The organism is Bernardetia sp. (assembly GCF_020630935.1).
Classification (GTDB): domain Bacteria; phylum Bacteroidota; class Bacteroidia; order Cytophagales; family Bernardetiaceae; genus Bernardetia.
Map to the genome: position 1 here is coordinate 9,708 of NZ_JAHDIG010000033.1, position 17,651 is coordinate 27,358.

General features: G+C 33.5%; 18 protein-coding genes. 11 read left to right on the top strand and 7 right to left on the bottom strand.

The features are described from left to right. The 5 genes from QZ659_RS10635 to QZ659_RS10655 all read left to right on the top strand — a co-directional run. Positions 1-558 (top strand): outer membrane beta-barrel protein (locus QZ659_RS10635; RefSeq protein ID WP_291725794.1); only part of this gene is annotated, 558 nt, incomplete at its 5' end. Between the two features lie 126 nt (positions 559-684). Continuing rightward, positions 685-1,302, top strand: coding sequence for a biliverdin-producing heme oxygenase (locus tag QZ659_RS10640; RefSeq protein WP_291725795.1), 618 nt, complete (start codon positions 685-687; stop codon positions 1,300-1,302). Positions 1,303-1,353: 51 nt separating this feature from the next. Next, positions 1,354-3,759, top strand: a complete 2,406-nt coding sequence (locus QZ659_RS10645) for an ATP-binding protein (protein ID WP_291725796.1) — start codon at positions 1,354-1,356, stop codon at positions 3,757-3,759. 90 nt (positions 3,760-3,849) lie between these two features. Further along, on the top strand, positions 3,850-4,290 hold the full coding sequence (locus QZ659_RS10650) for a response regulator (protein ID WP_291725797.1): 441 nt from the start codon (positions 3,850-3,852) through the stop codon (positions 4,288-4,290). A gap of 45 nt (positions 4,291-4,335) precedes the next feature. Then, positions 4,336-5,475 (top strand): sensor histidine kinase, encoded by a 1,140-nt coding sequence (locus QZ659_RS10655; protein WP_291725798.1) that lies wholly within the window; start codon positions 4,336-4,338, stop codon positions 5,473-5,475. Between the two features lie 27 nt (positions 5,476-5,502). On the opposite strand, the gene QZ659_RS10660 is transcribed toward QZ659_RS10655, so the two are convergent. Both QZ659_RS10660 and trxA read right to left on the bottom strand, forming a co-directional pair. After that, positions 5,503-6,552 carry a homoserine O-acetyltransferase family protein gene (locus QZ659_RS10660; protein ID WP_291725799.1) on the bottom strand — a complete coding sequence of 350 codons (1,050 nt, stop codon included), beginning with the start codon at positions 6,550-6,552 and terminating at the stop codon, positions 5,503-5,505. 434 nt (positions 6,553-6,986) lie between these two features. Further along, a complete protein-coding gene (gene trxA / locus QZ659_RS10665; RefSeq protein ID WP_291725800.1) occupies positions 6,987-7,298 on the bottom strand; it encodes a thioredoxin in 312 nt (103 codons plus the stop codon). 608 nt (positions 7,299-7,906) lie between these two features. On the opposite strand from trxA, the gene QZ659_RS10670 reads away from it, so the two are divergent. After that, complete coding sequence (locus tag QZ659_RS10670; protein WP_291725801.1) at positions 7,907-9,655, top strand: S41 family peptidase; 1,749 nt, start codon at positions 7,907-7,909, stop codon at positions 9,653-9,655. A 54-nt stretch (positions 9,656-9,709) separates the two neighbouring features. Here QZ659_RS10670 and apaG read toward each other — a convergent pair whose 3' ends face one another. Next, positions 9,710-10,102 (bottom strand): Co2+/Mg2+ efflux protein ApaG, encoded by a 393-nt coding sequence (gene apaG / locus QZ659_RS10675; protein ID WP_291725802.1) that lies wholly within the window; start codon positions 10,100-10,102, stop codon positions 9,710-9,712. A gap of 151 nt (positions 10,103-10,253) precedes the next feature. Between apaG and ung the strand changes: the two genes are divergently transcribed. Next, on the top strand, positions 10,254-10,916 hold the full coding sequence (ung, locus tag QZ659_RS10680; RefSeq protein ID WP_291725803.1) for a uracil-DNA glycosylase: 663 nt from the start codon (positions 10,254-10,256) through the stop codon (positions 10,914-10,916). 73 nt (positions 10,917-10,989) lie between these two features. On the opposite strand, the gene QZ659_RS10685 is transcribed toward ung, so the two are convergent. The 3 genes from QZ659_RS10685 to QZ659_RS10695 all read right to left on the bottom strand — a co-directional run bounded on the left by QZ659_RS10685 (position 10,990) and on the right by QZ659_RS10695 (position 13,154). Beyond that, on the bottom strand, positions 10,990-11,805 hold the full coding sequence (locus tag QZ659_RS10685) for a leucine-rich repeat domain-containing protein (RefSeq protein ID WP_291725804.1): 816 nt from the start codon (positions 11,803-11,805) through the stop codon (positions 10,990-10,992). A 255-nt stretch (positions 11,806-12,060) separates the two neighbouring features. Continuing rightward, entirely contained in the window at positions 12,061-12,636 is a 576-nt protein-coding gene (locus QZ659_RS10690; protein WP_291725805.1) for a GNAT family N-acetyltransferase, read from the bottom strand. A gap of 80 nt (positions 12,637-12,716) precedes the next feature. After that, a complete protein-coding gene (locus QZ659_RS10695; protein ID WP_291725806.1) occupies positions 12,717-13,154 on the bottom strand; it encodes a GNAT family N-acetyltransferase in 438 nt (145 codons plus the stop codon). A 229-nt stretch (positions 13,155-13,383) separates the two neighbouring features. On the opposite strand from QZ659_RS10695, the gene frr reads away from it, so the two are divergent. Beyond that, complete coding sequence (gene frr, locus QZ659_RS10700) at positions 13,384-13,941, top strand: ribosome recycling factor (RefSeq protein WP_291725807.1); 558 nt, start codon at positions 13,384-13,386, stop codon at positions 13,939-13,941. Positions 13,942-13,986: 45 nt separating this feature from the next. Here frr and QZ659_RS10705 read toward each other — a convergent pair whose 3' ends face one another. Then, positions 13,987-15,150 (bottom strand): AMP-binding protein, encoded by a 1,164-nt coding sequence (locus QZ659_RS10705; protein ID WP_291725808.1) that lies wholly within the window; start codon positions 15,148-15,150, stop codon positions 13,987-13,989. Positions 15,151-15,675: 525 nt separating this feature from the next. Between QZ659_RS10705 and QZ659_RS10710 the strand changes: the two genes are divergently transcribed. The 3 genes from QZ659_RS10710 to QZ659_RS10720 all read left to right on the top strand — a co-directional run bounded on the left by QZ659_RS10710 (position 15,676) and on the right by QZ659_RS10720 (position 17,639). After that, positions 15,676-16,176: a hypothetical protein gene (locus QZ659_RS10710; RefSeq protein WP_291725809.1), complete on the top strand. Its 501-nt coding sequence runs from the start codon at positions 15,676-15,678 to the stop codon at positions 16,174-16,176. A 382-nt stretch (positions 16,177-16,558) separates the two neighbouring features. Then, entirely contained in the window at positions 16,559-17,356 is a 798-nt protein-coding gene (locus QZ659_RS10715) for a PepSY domain-containing protein (protein ID WP_291725810.1), read from the top strand. Further along, positions 17,307-17,639 (top strand): hypothetical protein, encoded by a 333-nt coding sequence (locus QZ659_RS10720; RefSeq protein ID WP_291725811.1) that lies wholly within the window; start codon positions 17,307-17,309, stop codon positions 17,637-17,639. Before QZ659_RS10715 ends, QZ659_RS10720 begins: the two co-directional genes overlap by 50 nt. Positions 17,640-17,651: the final 12 nt, after the last annotated feature.

A 17,651-nucleotide genomic window follows, 5' to 3' on the forward strand; every position in this document is an offset into this window, starting at 1 on the left:
ATAAATTATGCAGAAGCACAACTTCTTTCTGCTGGTTTGCTCTCACAAGGCAACTATTCTAGAATCCGTAATCTTGAAAATGTTCGTCGTATGGCGTATGGTGCAGGAGGATTTTTAGATATACAGTTCAAAGACCACTGGCATATTCGCCCACAACTTTTCTACAATCAGATAGGAGGAAATATAGGAGACAACAGGTCAAATACAATTCCTCTAAGACTACATTATTTTGAAAATCAGTATTCACTTTCCTATGCTTTTGAAGGAAACTACTGGCACTATCAAGTTTCTACAGCTGTTTCTGCTGCCTATCTTTGGCAAGTAAAATACAACCGAAACCCCACTTATGATTTGCGCTGGGCAACTCACGATTTTGACTTAGGTTGGCTATTAGGCTTTGGCTTACGATATGAAACAGGAGGATGGCGATGGTTTTCAGCAGAACTTCGACATTACTGGGGAAGGAATAGTGTTTTTCTAAACAGATTTGGATTTCCAGTCAGAAATTCTGTTTTTTCACTCCGTCTGGCATATAGTTTTCTTTTAAGAATGCGCTAAAAACCAACTTTGTTTTGTTTAACTTTTAATCGCATATATATAACATTTGGCTTTTAAAATTAAACATTGTATCTTTGGTGTTGAGCTAAACATTGCTATTTTTTAAACTTCTTATACTTTTAAATAATGCCTATTCTTCAAACTGTTCGTAAGGAAACTCGTTCCCAACACAATCTTATGGAAAACCTTATTGGTTCAGATAGATTGGAACACTTTTCTGTCAAAGATTATGAGCTTTTGTTAGGTACTCATTTTATTTTTCATTCACACTTGGAAGAAGAAATTAGAGTATTTTTGGCAGAAAAAAGTAATCAAGAAGTGTATCAAGAGCTGTTCAAAAAACTTAGCTTTGAAGAACATATAAAATCAGTTTCTTTAGAAAACGAACTAAAGCAGATATTGCCTCCAGCAAAATTTGATGCACTGAAAGCCATTCCAAATACTGTTCGCATTACAGATTATTGTATGCTTTTGGGGCGAATGTATGTGGCAGAAGGTTCTATGTTAGGAGGAAAAATAATGTATAAAATATTTTCTCAGAATGCTCAACTAAATTCAGTTACAAAGTTTGATTTTTTCAAGAACTATGAAATAAAAACGCCTCGTCTTTGGAACTCATTCAAAAAAATTGTAGAAGAAGAGTGTGAAAGTAAAGAGGCTCAGAAGTTGTTTTTAGAAGGAGTAGAATTATCATATTTCTATTTTGAAAAGTCTTTTCATAAGTGCAAAAACATTTTACAATAAAAAAAATTATCAAGTAGAAAAGGAAAACATTCATCAAAACTCTATTCCACTATGTCTGCTCTTACTAAAAAAGAACTCAAAACAGCTATTGAAAACTGTGCAAAAGAACCTATTCATCATTTAGGTCATGTACAACCTCACGGATTTTTGATAGTTTTTTCTGATGATATGAATATTTTGGGGATAAGTGAGAACTTAGTGGAAAAATCTAAACTAAGTTTTGACGAATTGGTAGGTAAGTGTTTATCTATTTTTTTAGGAGAGAGACAAACCAATTTTCTTGAAAAGAAACTTCAACCTCCAAAATCGCAATCGAAATCAGCTTTTTTCAAAACAATAAATCCACTACGTTTATTTTTAGAACTAGAAGGAGAGAAAAAGCCTTTTGATGGCATTGTTCACCAATCTAATCACGGTTGTATATTAGAACTAGAGCCTATAGACCTAGAAAGTGGCGAGATAAAGAAGGATAATTTTTATCAAATTAGTAAAAAATCAATTATTCGTTTCCAACACTCTGATAACTTAAAAGAACTTTACACTGTCATTGTAGAAGAAATTCAGCATATTACGGGGTTTGATAGAGTAATGCTCTACAAGTTCAATGAAGAGTATGACGGACAAATTGTGGCTGAAGTAAAACTAGAGGAAATGAATCCCTTCTACGATTTGTGGTTTCCTTCTACTGATATTCCCAAGCAAGCACGAGAACTTTATTTAAAGAATTGGTTGCGCCTTATTTCTGATACGCATTATATACCTTCTCCTATTCTTTTAAAAGACGACATTAAAGATACTCCGTTAGATTTGACATATTCCACACTTCGAAGCGTTTCGCCAGTCCATATAGAGTATCTCAAAAATATGGGAGTAGAAGCCTCTATGTCAATTTCTATTATTGTTGATGGAAAACTTTGGGGACTTGTTTCGTGTCATCACAACTCTGCCAAATATGTAGATTATTCTACTCGCATGACTGCCGAATTTTTTGCTCAACTGGTATCTTTACAAATAGATAGATTACAAAAAAATGAGCTTCAATTAGATAAATTAGAAAAACAAACTCTTACAGAAGGCATAATCGAATCTCTCAAAGAAGAAAAAAATGTATATGGAGGAATGATTAAAAAAGGAAAATCTTTTTTGAAACTCTTGGATGCTGATGGTGTGGTGGTTTTGGTAGGAGCAGATAAGAAAAAAATCTTTAAAGCAGGAATAACTCCCATAGACGAGCAAATCTGGCAAATGAAAGATTGGTTAGAAATCCATCACTCTAAAGATTTGTTTAGCTCTCACTGTCTTTCTAAAGATGTTCCAGAAATAAAACTAGATGAAACCATCTGTTCTGGCGCACTAAGTGTACCTATTTCAAAGGAAGACGACAGCCGTATTATCTGGTTTAGGGAAGAACTCCAACAGAGTATCAACTGGGGAGGAAAACTAGAAAAAATAGTTTTAGAAAAAGACAATGAACTGGTTTTAAAACCAAGAAATTCATTTGCCAAATGGAATCAGAAGGTAGAATGTCAGTCAAAAAAATGGACACCATCAGAAATAGAAGCTGCCAAAAGCATTCAGTCTAAGATTTTTTATGTTGTAACACAAAACATGAACGAGTATAGAGAAGAGTTGAGGAGAAAAGAACTAGAACAGCAAGTCAGAATCCGAACCGAAGAACTGACTACTATAAATGAGAAATTAGGCATAGAAATAAATGCAAGAGAAGAAATTGCTAAAAAGCTAAAAGAAGGAATGCAACTCTTGGAAGTTACCAACAAAGAGCTAGAACATTTTGCTTATGTGGCTTCTCACGATTTGCAAGAGCCTCTGCGTGCTATTGCTAGTTTTAGTCAGCTTTTAGAAAAACGCTACGAAGGGCAGTTAGATGAAAAAGCGGCTATGTATATTCGCTTCATAATTGAAGGGGCAGGAAGAATGAAAGACCTTATAATGGACTTGTTGGAATACTCTAGGTTACACAGAAATGAAACTCCACACAAAGAAGTTCAATTAAATGATACATATCAGAATGCCATTCAGAATCTTACACTCCAAATTGAAGAAACAAAAGCAGAGATAGAAATAGAAAATGATTTTTCTGATATAAAAATCATGGGCAACTCGTCCAAACTCACACAGCTTTTTCAAAACCTTGTAGGTAATGCAATTAAGTATCGTTCAGAGGCAACGCCTCAAATAAAAATTACATACAAAGAAAATAAAGACCACTTTCAATTTACTATTTCAGATAATGGAATAGGTATTGACCCAAGATTTGCAGACCGAATATTTATCATATTTCAACGTCTGCATACAAAAGAAAACTATGAAGGAACAGGCATTGGACTTGCGCTCTGCCAAAAGATAGTAGAACAACACAAAGGAAAAATTTGGTTAGACCAAGAAAAAAGCCAATCAGGAAAAGGAACAACAATACACTTTACCTTAGGAAAATAAAAGTATAATCATTTTAAACAACCCTTATTACCTAATCGTTTAATAACTAATCATAAAGCACTTATAAAAAAAGAATAATGAAATATTACCATGAAACCTATAAAATTGCTTTTAGTAGAAGACAATTTAGCTGATACGGTTCTTATACAAGAGAGCCTGCTAGAAAGCAAGTTGCAGCTAGATATTGATGTTGTTACCGACGGAGAAAAGGCAACGGATTACCTTTATCAAAAGTTAGAAAACAAAGACGAAAAACTACCCGACCTAATCATTTTGGATTTGAATATGCCTCGTAAGGATGGAAGAGAAGTTCTGAAAGAAATCAAAGGACATCAAGAACTTTGTCTAATTCCTGTGCTAGTCATGACCACTTCTGAAAATGAGGAAGATATAAAGTTTGCATACAGAAACCATGCAAACAGCTATATTAGTAAACCTGTAGATATGAACGAGTTTACCAAAATTATTACTTCGATAAATAATTTTTGGCTTACTGTAGTCAAACTACCCAGTTCACAACAAAACCAATAAAAAACACAAAACCACTTTACTTTTTACCTTGAGCAACTATTTTTCATGAACTCAAATCTGAATAATATCCACATACTTTTAGTAGAAGATAGCCTTTCTGACCAATTTCTGATGCAAGAGATATTAGAAAAAACAACTTTCCCTATAAGTAACCTTACTATAACAGAAAGTCTAGCAAGTGCTACTAATATATTGAGTAAAAATAAGATAGATTTAGTATTTTTAGATTTATCATTGCCAGATAGCCACGGTTTAGAAACCTGTAAGGCAATTACCGAAAACCATTATGGAATACCTATTATTGTCTTGACAGGACTCAATGATGTACATGTGGGTTTGGAAGCTATTTCATTAGGAGCAGCCGACTACATTGTGAAAGGAACTCTTGACGAATATGGGATGGAAAGGGCAATTCTCTATGCTTTACAGCGCAACGAAACCCAAAGGCAAATTACCAAAACGATGGATATGCTTAGAGGCTACAATCAAAAACTAGAACAGTTTGCCCATATTATTTCGCACGACCTTATGTCGCCTATTGTATCAATAAAAGCATCTATTCAACTCTATGAATTAGAAAAAAAACACAACGACCTTACCCAAACTGCCGAAGAAGTTATGAAAGAAGTGGGAGAAGGCGTAGATAAGCTACATAACAAGCTCAAATCACTTGTAAAGACACTGGTAGAACAGCAAACATCAGGTTCTAAATTTGATACTATCCTACTCTCTAGCTTTACAGAAAAAGTTATCAGAGATATGAAAGATATTTATAACCAACCTGATATAGATATTGAAGTAGATTTAGATGAAGAACAAAAAATATCCTTTGTCCCAGACCTAATGTATAGCATTATGCAAAACTTGCTTTCCAATGCTATCAAATATCGCTCGCCCAAGCGTTCGCCCAAAATTAAGATTTGGGCAGAACCACAAGAGGAATATTATTGTCTAAACATAGAAGACAATGGCATCGGAATAGATATGGAAGCTAACAAAAACAAATTGTTTGGAATGTTTCAACGCCTACACGAAGAAAATACTGATATAGATGGGCGAGGTATTGGACTCCATTTAGTGAGAAACATTGTGTATAGTAATGGAGGCAAAATAGATGTAACAAGCCAAGTAGATGTTGGAACAAAATTTAGTATTTTCTTACCCCGAGAGCCAAGATTTATTTAACATTGGATTCAGTCGTAGGGTTTTTGACTAACTCAAAAACCCTACTTTTAAAGATTGGTGCAATATATTCTCTAATAAGATATTACTGAGTTTTTCTCCTTCCAATAAAAAACCATCGTGTCCGTAGGGAGACTTTATTTCAAAATAACCTGCATTAGGAATATATTTTGCCAAAAGTTTTTGGTCGTCAGAAGGAAACAAGACATCATTCGTAATGCTTACCACTACTGTTTTTGCCTTGATTTTGGAAAGTGCATTTTCAATTCCTCCTCTGCTTCTGCCTACATTATGAGAATCCATTGCCTTTGAGAGATTGTAGTAAGCAAAAGCATCAAAACGCTGTGCTAGTTTTTCTCCTTGATATTTTTGATAAGATTCTGCACTAAAGTTTTGCGTTCGTTGGTCTATATCGGTCTGTGTGAGATTGTAAGCCTCATAATTTCGATAAGACAAAAGCGCAATGCTGCGAGCTACTTTCATTCCACCAAGTCCAGCATTTTTATCATTATTTTGCCAAGTAGGGTCGTTTTCTATGGCTTGACGTTGCGAAGTATTGAAAGCAATTCCCCACGCTGAATGGCAAGCATTTGTAGCAATCAGAGCCAAATTTTCCATCAGATTAGGTTCTCTTATCGCCCATTCCATTGCCTGTTGTCCTCCCATTGACCCACCGATACACAGCCAAATTTTTTCAAAACCTAACTTTTTCTGCAACTCTTTTCTAACCAAATCTATTCCACTAACAATATCACGAATGGTAAAAAATGGAAAATCGTGATAAAACGGCTCTTTTGTTGTAGGATTTTCTGAAAGTGCATTTGTTGAGCCATAGCATGACCCTAAAATATTAACGCAAATAATAAAATGTTTTTTGGGGTCAATTATTCTATTTTCTCCTACCAAAACATCCCACCATTCCAACGGATTACTATTTGCTGTGAGAGCATGACAAACCCAAACGACATTATCCTTTTTCTCATTGAGTTTTCCAAAAGTATGATATGCCAAGCGCAAAGAAGGCAAAGACTGTCCGTTTTCAAGGATAAATTCGGAAGAAGAATCAAAGTAATTTAACATAGCAGGTGGTTGTTGGTGTAGTTAATTCCTTAGAGATAAGGGTGAGCTTGTTTAAGAATGAAAAAAATTGTTTTCTGTGTCACAGAACACAGATAATAGTTTTATTTTGTTTAGTTTGTCATCTCAATTTTATTGTAAAAACAGGCATTCTTAAACAACTTCGATATTTAAAATTCTTTTTTAAGTAGGCTATATGCATTTAAAAGATTTATTTTGATATGTTTTCCTACTAAGAGCTTGTTTAAATTTTCTCATTTTCGCTAAAAAACAAAAATTTAAACAAGCCCTAAACTCTAATTGCTTTCTTGACAAAAAAGTTTACTTTTAGAAATAAATCCAGTCAAAAAAATCCTCACTTTTGCAGCAAAGCAACTAAAGTGAGGATTTTTTTGATTCTTTCAAATACCCTGTTCTCAAAATTTAAGAACTATAACTTATTTTACCAAATGAGGTTCTACCATAGAACGCAACCCAGCTAAAGGCATCATTCCAGATTGGCGAGCTACTACTTCACCATTTTTGAAAACAACAAACGTAGGAATACCACGCACATTGAAGGTAGAAGCAACAGCAGGATTGTTATCTACATTTATTTTGAGAACCTTGACTTTTTCTCCCATTTCAGCAGAAAAATCTTTAATTACTGGGGTCATCGCTTGGCACGGACCACACCAGTCAGCATAAAAATCTACTAATACAGGAGTTTCTGATTGAATAATGTCTTGGAATGAAGGTTTAACTTCCATAATATTTTTAATAATTTGAGTTTTAGAATTCAGTTAAAAAAATGAAGGTAATATGTAAAATAACTTGATTTTATACAAACATATCAACATTCTTTCATATATACGCTATTTGTCTGTAAAAAGTTTACATGGTTGTTCTACTTTTATCTACTACTTCTCTCTAGCTAAAACAAAAGTTTACATAACTACTTGTTAGAGCCGTTTTTCATTATGCGTTAAATCTTATTAAAATAACTTGCAAATAAATTTTATTCTCATCTTTTTGTATAAAGATGAGTTATCTTAGTAGGATTGTGTAGTTATATTTTTTGTATTTGTGTAGAGACAATGCGAAAAATGATTTCAAGAGTATTTTGTAAAAAATCTAATAAATTTGCATAATCAAGTAGTAATGTAGCTAACTTTTCATTGAAGTTGTTTAAGACCTAAAAGTGAGCAAAGCTAATAGAGAAAAAATAAATTATTTACAGTCTGCTCTAACGAGACTGGCCTAATAGACTAAGGTCAGACCGATAGGTCAATACCGATAATTGTATAAAACATTCTTAAACAACTTTATTTTTAATTAACTTCGTTCGCCTTCGGGTGTCAATTTTCAATTTCTTTGTATGTCAGATAGTAATTCTAATTCTTCTAATGAGCGTCTTATTTATACACGTTCTATTTCGAAAGAAAATAAAGCCAAAACAAAATCTACAGTTTCTGCTGCTCAAATCAAATTACCTATTTTTACAGCCATCGCATTAGGAGTAGGACTTATTTTTGGCGCACGTTTTTTTGGTGGAAATACTACTTCTCTTACCTCAGCTTTATCTGACCTACAAACACAAGAAAGTGCTTCCGACCAAGCTAAAAAAATGAGACAAGTACTCTCCTATATTGAAGATTATTATGTAGATACTGTTAATCTTACAGAGATTACAGACCACGCTATAAAAGAGATGCTCTCCAAACTAGACCCACATACGAGCTACATTCCTGCCAAAGATGTAGAAATAATGAACTCTCAACTAGAAGGTGATTTTGAAGGAATAGGAGTCGAATTTGTTCTTTTTGATGATACTATTCAAGTGGTAATGCCTGTTGCAAACGGTCCTTCAGAAAAAGCTGGAATAGAAGCAGGAGACAGAATTATTAAGGTAGATGATACACAAGTAGCTGGTGTGGGTATAGATAATAGAAAAGTTTTTGATGTATTGCGTGGAGAGAAAAATTCTAAATTAAATCTAACTGTTTTTCGTCCTTATCAAAACAAAGAATTAACCCTTACTGTAGAACGTGGTACAATTCAGACAAACACAGTAGAAGTGGGATATATGCTCACTTCCACTACTGGTTATATTAAAGTTTCTCGCTTTGGAATGAATACATTTAAGGAATTTGAAACTCAGCTTAGCAAACTTTTGCGTGCAGGAATGAAAGATTTGGTCTTAGATTTACGTGGAAACCCAGGAGGATATATGGATCAAGCTGTGAAGTTGGTAGATGAGCTTTTGGCAGGCAAAGAAATGATTGTCTATACCGATGGAAAAAAAGACCGATTTGATAGTGAAGAAAAAGCACATAGAAAAGGCGATTTTGAAGAAGGTGCAGTGGTTGTGCTTTTAGATGAAGGAAGTGCTTCGGCTTCTGAAATTGTGGCTGGTGCTCTACAAGACAATGACAGAGCCTTGATTGTGGGCAGACGCTCATTTGGAAAAGGATTGGTTCAAAAGCCCATTACATTAAGAGATGGTTCAGAACTTCGTCTTACCATTTCAAGATACTACACACCAAGTGGACGCAGCATCCAAAAACCATATAGCGACACAACCGATTACAGCCTAGAAATCGTAGAACGCTACACCAACGGTGAACTCTACCAAGCTGATAGTTCGAAAATAGATACAGAAAAAAAATATAAAACTCTTCATGGCAGAATCGTCTATGGAAGTGGTGGCATAATGCCAGATATTTTTATTCCTAGAGATACCTCATACTTTACACCTTACATAGATTCATTGTATTCTAAAAATGTTGTTAGAGATTGGACAAGCACCTATTTTAACAATAACAAAGAAAAGCTAAAGCAAATGCAGTTAGAAGATTTTATTTCTAATTTTGAAATCAATAAAGAAATGGAAAATGATTTTCTTCGTTATGCAAGAGCTAGAAATATAGGTTTTAACAGTGCAGAATATCAAGTTTCAAGAGCATTTATTTTAAACCAACTCAAATCTAGCATAGCAAAACTAGGCTGGCAAAATGAAGGATATTATCCTATCAGAAATAAAGAAGACAATGAGATTAAAGCAGCCCTAGAAAATCTTGAAAAAGCAGAAGATTTGAAGAAATATTATTTGAAAGAAAAGGAGTAGAAAATTATACGTTGTAAATGAATAATTGATTTTATATCATTTACAACGTATCACTCAATTAAACCTCACAGGGTCAATCAGAGAAAAATCTGGAATCTTGACTTCAAAAAGAGAATCGTCGTCCAATCGTTTCATAAGATATTTACCATACATTTTTCCTATATCGCTCTTTAAGTGGCAGCCCGAAACGTAATGATGGCTTTGTCCAGATTTCAAAATAGGTTGTTTTCCAATCACTCCTTCCCCCTCTACTTCTTGGTATGTTCCTTTCGAATCGTAGATATGCCAATGACGGCGCATAAGCTGAACCGTTTGATTACCTGTATTGGTAATAGTAATATGGTAGGTAAACACAAAGTTGCCATTGCGAGAATGTTTTTTATGAAATTCGGTACGTACACGCACCAAAATACCGTCGGTTATCGCACTGAAGAGTTCTCCAAACATTTTATCAAACATTTAGTAAAAGAAAGTGATTTATTACTAAAATGATAATTTTTTTAGAAGTTTGCAAATTTGTACCTTTCTAAAACCCTTTTGTAAACCCTTAGGGTTTATTTGTATTTATTCAATTACCAAATTACCTAACCTACTTTTTATGGACGTAAAAATTGCTGATTCTTGGAAAACACATTTGGAAGCAGAGTTTAGCCAACCCTATTTTGAAAAACTCGCTCTTTTTTTGAGACAAGCCGTACAAGAAGAAAAAATTTATCCCCCTGGAAAACTCATTTTCAATGCTTTTGAAAAATGTAGTTTTGAAGATACAAAAGTCGTCATTTTAGGACAAGACCCTTATCATGGCGCAGGACAAGCCAACGGACTTAGCTTTTCGGTAAGTGATGGTGTACGTATTCCTCCATCACTCAAAAATATTTTTCAAGAAATTCACGACGATTTGGGAAAAGAAATTCCTAAAAGTGGCAATCTAGAACGTTGGGCAGAGCAAGGCGTATTACTTCTCAATGCTGTCTTGACTGTACAGGCTTCCAAACCTGCATCACACAAGAAAAAGGGCTGGGAAGAATTTACTTCGGCTGTTTTGAAACTCGTTTCTGATGAGAAAGAAAACCTTGTTTTTATGCTGTGGGGGAAAGATGCTCAAAAGCGTGGTGAAATTATAGACAGAGAAAAACATTTGGTACTGGAGTCGCCCCACCCTTCACCATATTCTGTGCATACTGGTTTTTTTGGAAACAAACATTTTAGCCAAGCGAATACTTACCTCAAAGAAAAAGGTAAAGAAGAAATAGATTGGTAATTCTAAAAGAAAAACCCTAAGAATCTTAAAGGTTCTTAGGGTTTAGAATTTTTATTCAAAAAGCTATACTTTTTTAGAAAAAGACAGTACAGCTAGGTTGTTTTTTCTGTAGCGCATTTGCATTTTCTTCACTTACTTTTGTATTCTCACAATAAACGATAGAAAGCATACTCGCTTTGCTAAGAGGAGAAAGGTCTGAAACTTCAGTTTTAGCAAATACGATTTCTCTTAATTTGGTAAGGTTTGAAAGTGGTGCAAGACTAGAAACTTTAGTTTCTGAAAAGGTAAGTTCTCCTAAATTAGTAAGGTCTTTTAAAGGTGCAAGACTAGCTACTTTTGTGCGAGCCATATAAAGCACTTCTAAAGATTTGATGTATTTTAATGGAAAAATATTGCTTACAGGTGTGTTGGAAAAGTCTAACACTCTAAGTTTACGCATTCCACTCAAAGGCGCAAGGTTAGAAATACGAGTATCATAACAATCCAAACGGCTAAGGTTTGTCATAGAACGCAAAGGCTCTAAGTCACTGACTCCTGTTTCCGAACAGTCTAATTCTTTTAAGTTGGTAAGATTTCTTAAAGGCTCTAAAGAAGAAATACCTGTGTTTCCATCACACCAAAGTATCTTTAAGTTTTTAAGATTAGCTAAAGGCTCTAAAGTAGTGAGTCCACTTTTCTTGCAATCTAGTTTTTCTGCTGCATATATTTTAGCTAGTTCGGCTGAAGAGGGTGAAGCACTCACACCAAACTTTGTCATAAAAACTTGTTGCCATTTTTTATCTAATGAGTTCCACCAACTCGTAGAAAGCTGTGCATTGGCTTGTGTTGTTAGGAAAAAACACATACCACAAAAAATGCTTAGGCGAAAAAGAGAAAGCAATTTTTTCATAAATAATATCATTTTAAAATTCTTAAAAAGGAGTGAATAAAGTTGTTACATACAACTAAAATAAATCTAGTGATGAAGAATGTGTATTGAGGTTTTGATTTTTCAATCAACGTCAATGCTAAATTTCATATATTTTGATAAGATAGCCAAAATCTAGGACAAGCTCTAGCCATCAACTATATTTTTAGTCTGCAATTATTATGCAAAAAGATTTTGAATAGTTATAAATGTAAAATGTAGGAAAAAAATCATCTTCTAAGACCTCATTTGATACTCTTCTTTTGTCAGACGATATTGTATCACGTCCATATACTCATCTCCTTTTTTATAATGGTCTTTTATATACGCTTCCTTTATCATTCCATTTTTTATCATGACCTTTCCAGATGCAGGATTGCTTATAAAGTGGTTTGCAAATATTTTGTTAAGCTCTAAGACTTCAAAACCAAATTTTATCATTGCTCCGACAGCCTCGCTTACCAGTCCTTGCCCCCAAAAAGGCTCTGCTATCCAATAGCCCAGTTCTGCTTTATTGTGTTTCTTATCTATCATCAGACCAATTCCTCCAATAAAGCTCAATGCTTGGTCTGCCTTCAAACGAATAGCAAATTTGTAAGCATCTCCTATATCACGTCCTTCATTCGCCATATTTATCCAAAATACAGCATCTCTTTCATGGTAGGGAAAAGGCAAATTGAGTAAATTATCTGATACTTTACGGTTTCCTGCATACTCAATAATTTTTGGAATATCTTTATAGGAAAGAGAATTTAGTATTAGATTTTTACTTTCTAGTTGAATGTTTTCAAGAGCATTTTTTTCGGTATTCATAAAAAATAGAGTTATCAAGTATTGAAAAATAGTTATTGGTCTATTGAATACCTTTTTAAGTCTCTCAAAAGTTCAATTTATTATGCCAAATTTTTCTCTACTTTCATGTGAGCAATACCTACTTCTGTAAATTCTTTCCCTACTTTTTTATAATCCATACTCTCATAAAACCCCATAGCAGTCTGCCTAACATTTGCTTCAATGAGTTCGTAATGTTTAGATTTTGCAAAGGTTTCAGCAAACTCAACAAGTTCTTTTCCTATTCCTCGGCGTTGCCAATCTGTTGCTATCACTACCTGTCGCATTTTTAATTTTTTAGACGAGAGAGGAACAAACATAGCTGCTCCAATTATTTTATGATTTTCATCGAAAGCTGCAATGTGATAGCTACTATTTTCTAGCTCTAACTCTTCAGAAGAAAAGCGCATTCCTAAAGGCTGGCGCAAGACCAGTTCTCTTAAATGAACAGTGTCCCAATATTCTTTTGAATTGTGTTCGATAACTTTAAATTCTAACATAAAAAATAGGTTTAAGGGTAAAAAAATAGGAGGAATATACCAACAACTTTTAAATGGGCAAGATAGCTCTTTTCTAATAGTATTGAGTAAAAAATTAGACTAAGAAAACTAATTTTTAGCAAAATAGTTGATATAGTTTTAGAGTTATTTAGTAGTTTTGGTATTCAATTTACTAAAAGTACAATCTGAATTAAAATTATTCAAACAATCATTCAAAACATTAGACACTATGCAAGAGGAAATTGATATGTATCTTGAAGATGCAAAAGAACAAATGGAGAAAGCTATCAAGCATACTATTTCAGAATTTAGTAAGATTCGTGCAGGAAAGCCAACAGCTTCTATGTTTGATAGTATAATGGTAGATTATTACGGAACACAAACACCACTTGCACAAGTTGCAAACATTTCTATTCCTGATGTAAAAACAGTAGTGATAAAGCCTTGGGAAAAAAATATGGTAGCTGAAATTACTCGTGCTATCCGTGAGAGCAATCTAGGTTTCAACCCTATGGGAGAAGCTGATTTGGTTCGTATCAATGTACCAGCTCTTTCAGGAGAGCGTCGCCAAGAACTTGTAAAGCAAGCCAAAAACGAAGCAGAAGAAGGAAAAATAGGTGTTCGTAATGCTCGTAAAACTACCAACAATGCCCTTCGCTCTATTGAAGGAGTTTCAGAAGATTTAGTAAAAGGAGCAGAACATAAAGTACAGGCTCTGACAGACGACTATACAAAGAAAATTGATGACCTCTTACAGAAAAAAGAGAAAGACATCACAACAGTATAAATAACGTTTTCAATAGGGACAGACATTGAGTTGTCCCTATATTTTTTAATAATTTTCAAAAATCAGTTCCATACATTTTTTTCTATCTATTTTGTCTGTTTTTGTAAGAACAAATGTTTCAAGATAGAAAAATGATTTGGGAGCGTGATATGGAGGAAGATTATTTTTTAGATGTAATAACAATTCTTTTTCAAAAGTTCTTGAGAATGGTACTCCTTCTATTACCAAAATTATTTTTTCTCCAAGAGTTTCATCTGAAATAGAAGTTATAAAAAATCGTTTTTTTGTGTCTAACTCATAGAAAGAACGTTCGATAAAACTTTCAACTTTTTCTGGAAAGATTTTTACTCCTCCTGTATTGATAACAAAATCTGCACGTCCAAGCCACTCAAATTCGTTCTGACTTTTTATATCTACCAAATCGTTGGTTACAATTTCTCTATCTAATGTTTGTGGGGCAGAAATGATTAAACAACCTCGCTCATCTGTTTTTATATTTACATGGGGAAGTGTTTTGTAGGTTGCTGAAATTTCTTTTTTTCCTTTTCCATTGAGTCTTTTTAAGGCAATATGTGTAACTGTTTCACTCATTCCATAGGTGGCATAAATAGGAACTCTTTGAAGCTCTTTTATAGTACGAATTTTTTTCAGTAGAGAATAAGAAACAGGCGCACCTCCAACAATAATAGCCTTCATTTGCTTTAAAATCTTTATTTTTTGAGGGGTTTCTTCTAAAATAGCTTGAAGCTGCATAGGTACAAAGGCTGCAAAGTCAAACCACGTATTTTCATCAAAATCTTCTAAAGGATTTCTCTTAGGAGGAACAATTACCATTTCTGCATTCAATTCCATCCCACGCACAAGCATCATAATACCTGCAATATATTCTGTATTCAAACAAACAAAAAAACGTTCGTTAGATAATAAATTCAATTCCTTAGCTGTTGCTTCAACACTTTTTTGCATTTGCTCTCTAGTAAGGCGAATAGGCTTAGGGATTCCTGTTGAACCTGACGTATGAACCACAAAATCATTTTTATTACTTTGCCATTCTAAGCAAAAATCAACAACACGCTTGTTGTAGGAACTACATAAAACAACTTCAGCAAGCTGACTCATCACAACTTTTCTACCCACTCTACCCTCACATACTTCAAAGGGAAAATAAAGGACAGGTTCAGATGGATATACAGTAATAGATTCTGACATACGAAACAAATATAATGGATAAGGGATTTTATATCTAAAGACTTATATAATAAATCTGATAATTTAACTAAAATAGCTTGAATTTGTTAAAACTAAAACAAGAGTGGTAAAAAAATAATTTATGTAAAATAAGAGGAATATGCATACACTTAAAGGAGTTTTTTTAAAACAAAAACCAATAACAAATTGATTAATAACAACTTACGATAAAAATTTTACTACATTCTATAAATTTTGAGTATCTTATAACTCAAAGCATTTTTATTTAAAGAAGTTATTGAAATCATTTTTTTATTTTTTGTAATTTTCCAACAATATACATAACTTTGCAGAGTTGTTTGATTATTCTAATAAAGTAACTTTTATGAGTTTATTTATATCTAATAATCCTCATAAATACAATAAAATTTACTGGATATTTTAGCGATATACTATTAATTGTCTTGTAAATATTTTTTAATAAAAAAGGCTTTAAAAGCCATTCAGAGCTATTTTATATTACAAGTTCGTCTAATTATTATTATTATGTTTCTTCCTTTTGAAAAAATGCCTTCTTATTCTCGCCTTTGGATTTATCAATCTGACAGAGAACTTACAGATAGTGAGGTTTTGGCAATTAAGAATGTTTTAACAAACTTTATCCAAAACTGGGAAGCCCATGGCAACTCTTTAGTTTCTTCTTTTGAGATTCGTTATCATCGCTTTATTATTTTGTGTGTAAATGAAGAGCTAACAAAAGCAACAGGCTGTTCTATCGATAAGTCTGTAGAACTAATGAAGGCAATAGAAGATGAGTTTAAAATTTCTCTCTTTGATAGAACTAAAATTGCTTATTACGACGAAAAAAATAATATAGAAATAGCTCCACTTTCTAAAATTAAAGAGTTGGTAACTCAGCAAAAAATAAGTTCTGACACTATCATTTTTGATAATCTAGTTCAAATGAAAGACCAACTAAATTCTGAGTGGCAGTCAAAAGCATCAAATACGTGGCTCAAACGCTACTTTGCTAATGTACTTTCATAGGCAATGCTATTTTGAGCATAAAAAAACTTCATTATTTCTGAATAATGAAGTTTTTTTTGACAAAAATTTGCTTTATAGGATTATTCCGTGTTTATTTGTTCTACATTCTAAAACAGAAGAATGTTTCCCCTACTAATTTTTCTATTTTATCCACAGAAAAATATAAGAATTAGTTGTAAGAATAAAATAAAAATACTCTTTACTTTCCCTTACAAAAGAGTAATGTATTTGTAGATGGCTTCCCCTTCCAAAAAGCAAATACAACCTAAGTGAGCAACTTTTTGCATTGGTTGGGTAGGTTATTTTGCTTATCAAAAAATGCTTTATATATATATTTTATTCACTAAAAACTAAACGATTTAGTTTGGGAAAAACAACCTATATGGAACACCTACTAAAGTTTCAAACCCTACTGCGATGTTTTATAGCAGTTACATTACTACACACCATTACCTTCGTGTCTTTTGGACAGCAAGCGGGGGGGGGGGGTAATACTGATGAATCTATGAAAGAGATTCTACAACCCTACGAAATCAAACTAACCGATGCTATCGGAAACCCTACTTTTATTGATTTTATTTCTACAAAAGTAAAATCAGACGACAAGTCAGTATATGAGTTTCTCAAAAAAGTATATGGCTTTGATGAAAAAACTACGTTTGTAGAAAAACAAGGCTCTTACCTAGTACAAAATGGCATTCATTCTAAAAAACTATTCCAATATTATAAAGGAATAAAAGTAGAGTGGGGACAAATTGTGATTACTTACAAAGATGGTTTCTTACGTAGCGTAAACGGACATTTTACACCTACTACTAATGCTCCTACCTTTACGCTAATGTCAGCAGTAAATGCTGTAGAACTAACACTTCAAAAAATTGGTGCAACAGAATATGCTTGGCAAAATCCGTTGATGGAAAAGCAAATCAAAGAAGAAACTCAAAATCCAAAGGCAACACACTATCCTAAGGCAGAACTTCTTTTGATAGACAGAAACATCACAAAAAAAAATACGGATGTCCGTCTAGTGTATAAATTAGAAATTTATGCGCTGTCGCCAGAGAACCACAAAAATTATTTTGTAGATGCCACTACTGGAGAAATCATCTATGAAGAATCTCTCATCATGCATGATAGGAGGTTCAGGAACAACTCGCTATTCAGGTCATCAAAAACTTGAAACACGACTTCACAGTGGTACTTATCGCCTACATAACTACGCTCGTGGGAATGGCATCATTACGTATGACCTACGAGGAGGACAACATGGAGACCCTGTTTGGGATTTTATAGACAACGATAATCACTGGATTGAACATAACAATGCAGCTAAAGACGATGCAGCCTTAGATGCACACTGGGGAGCAGAAATGACTTATGATTATTTCTTAGAAAAACATGGAAGAAATAGTTGGGATGGGAATGGTGGAAAGCTAGAGAACTATGTACATTCTAGTATATGAAATGATAAAATA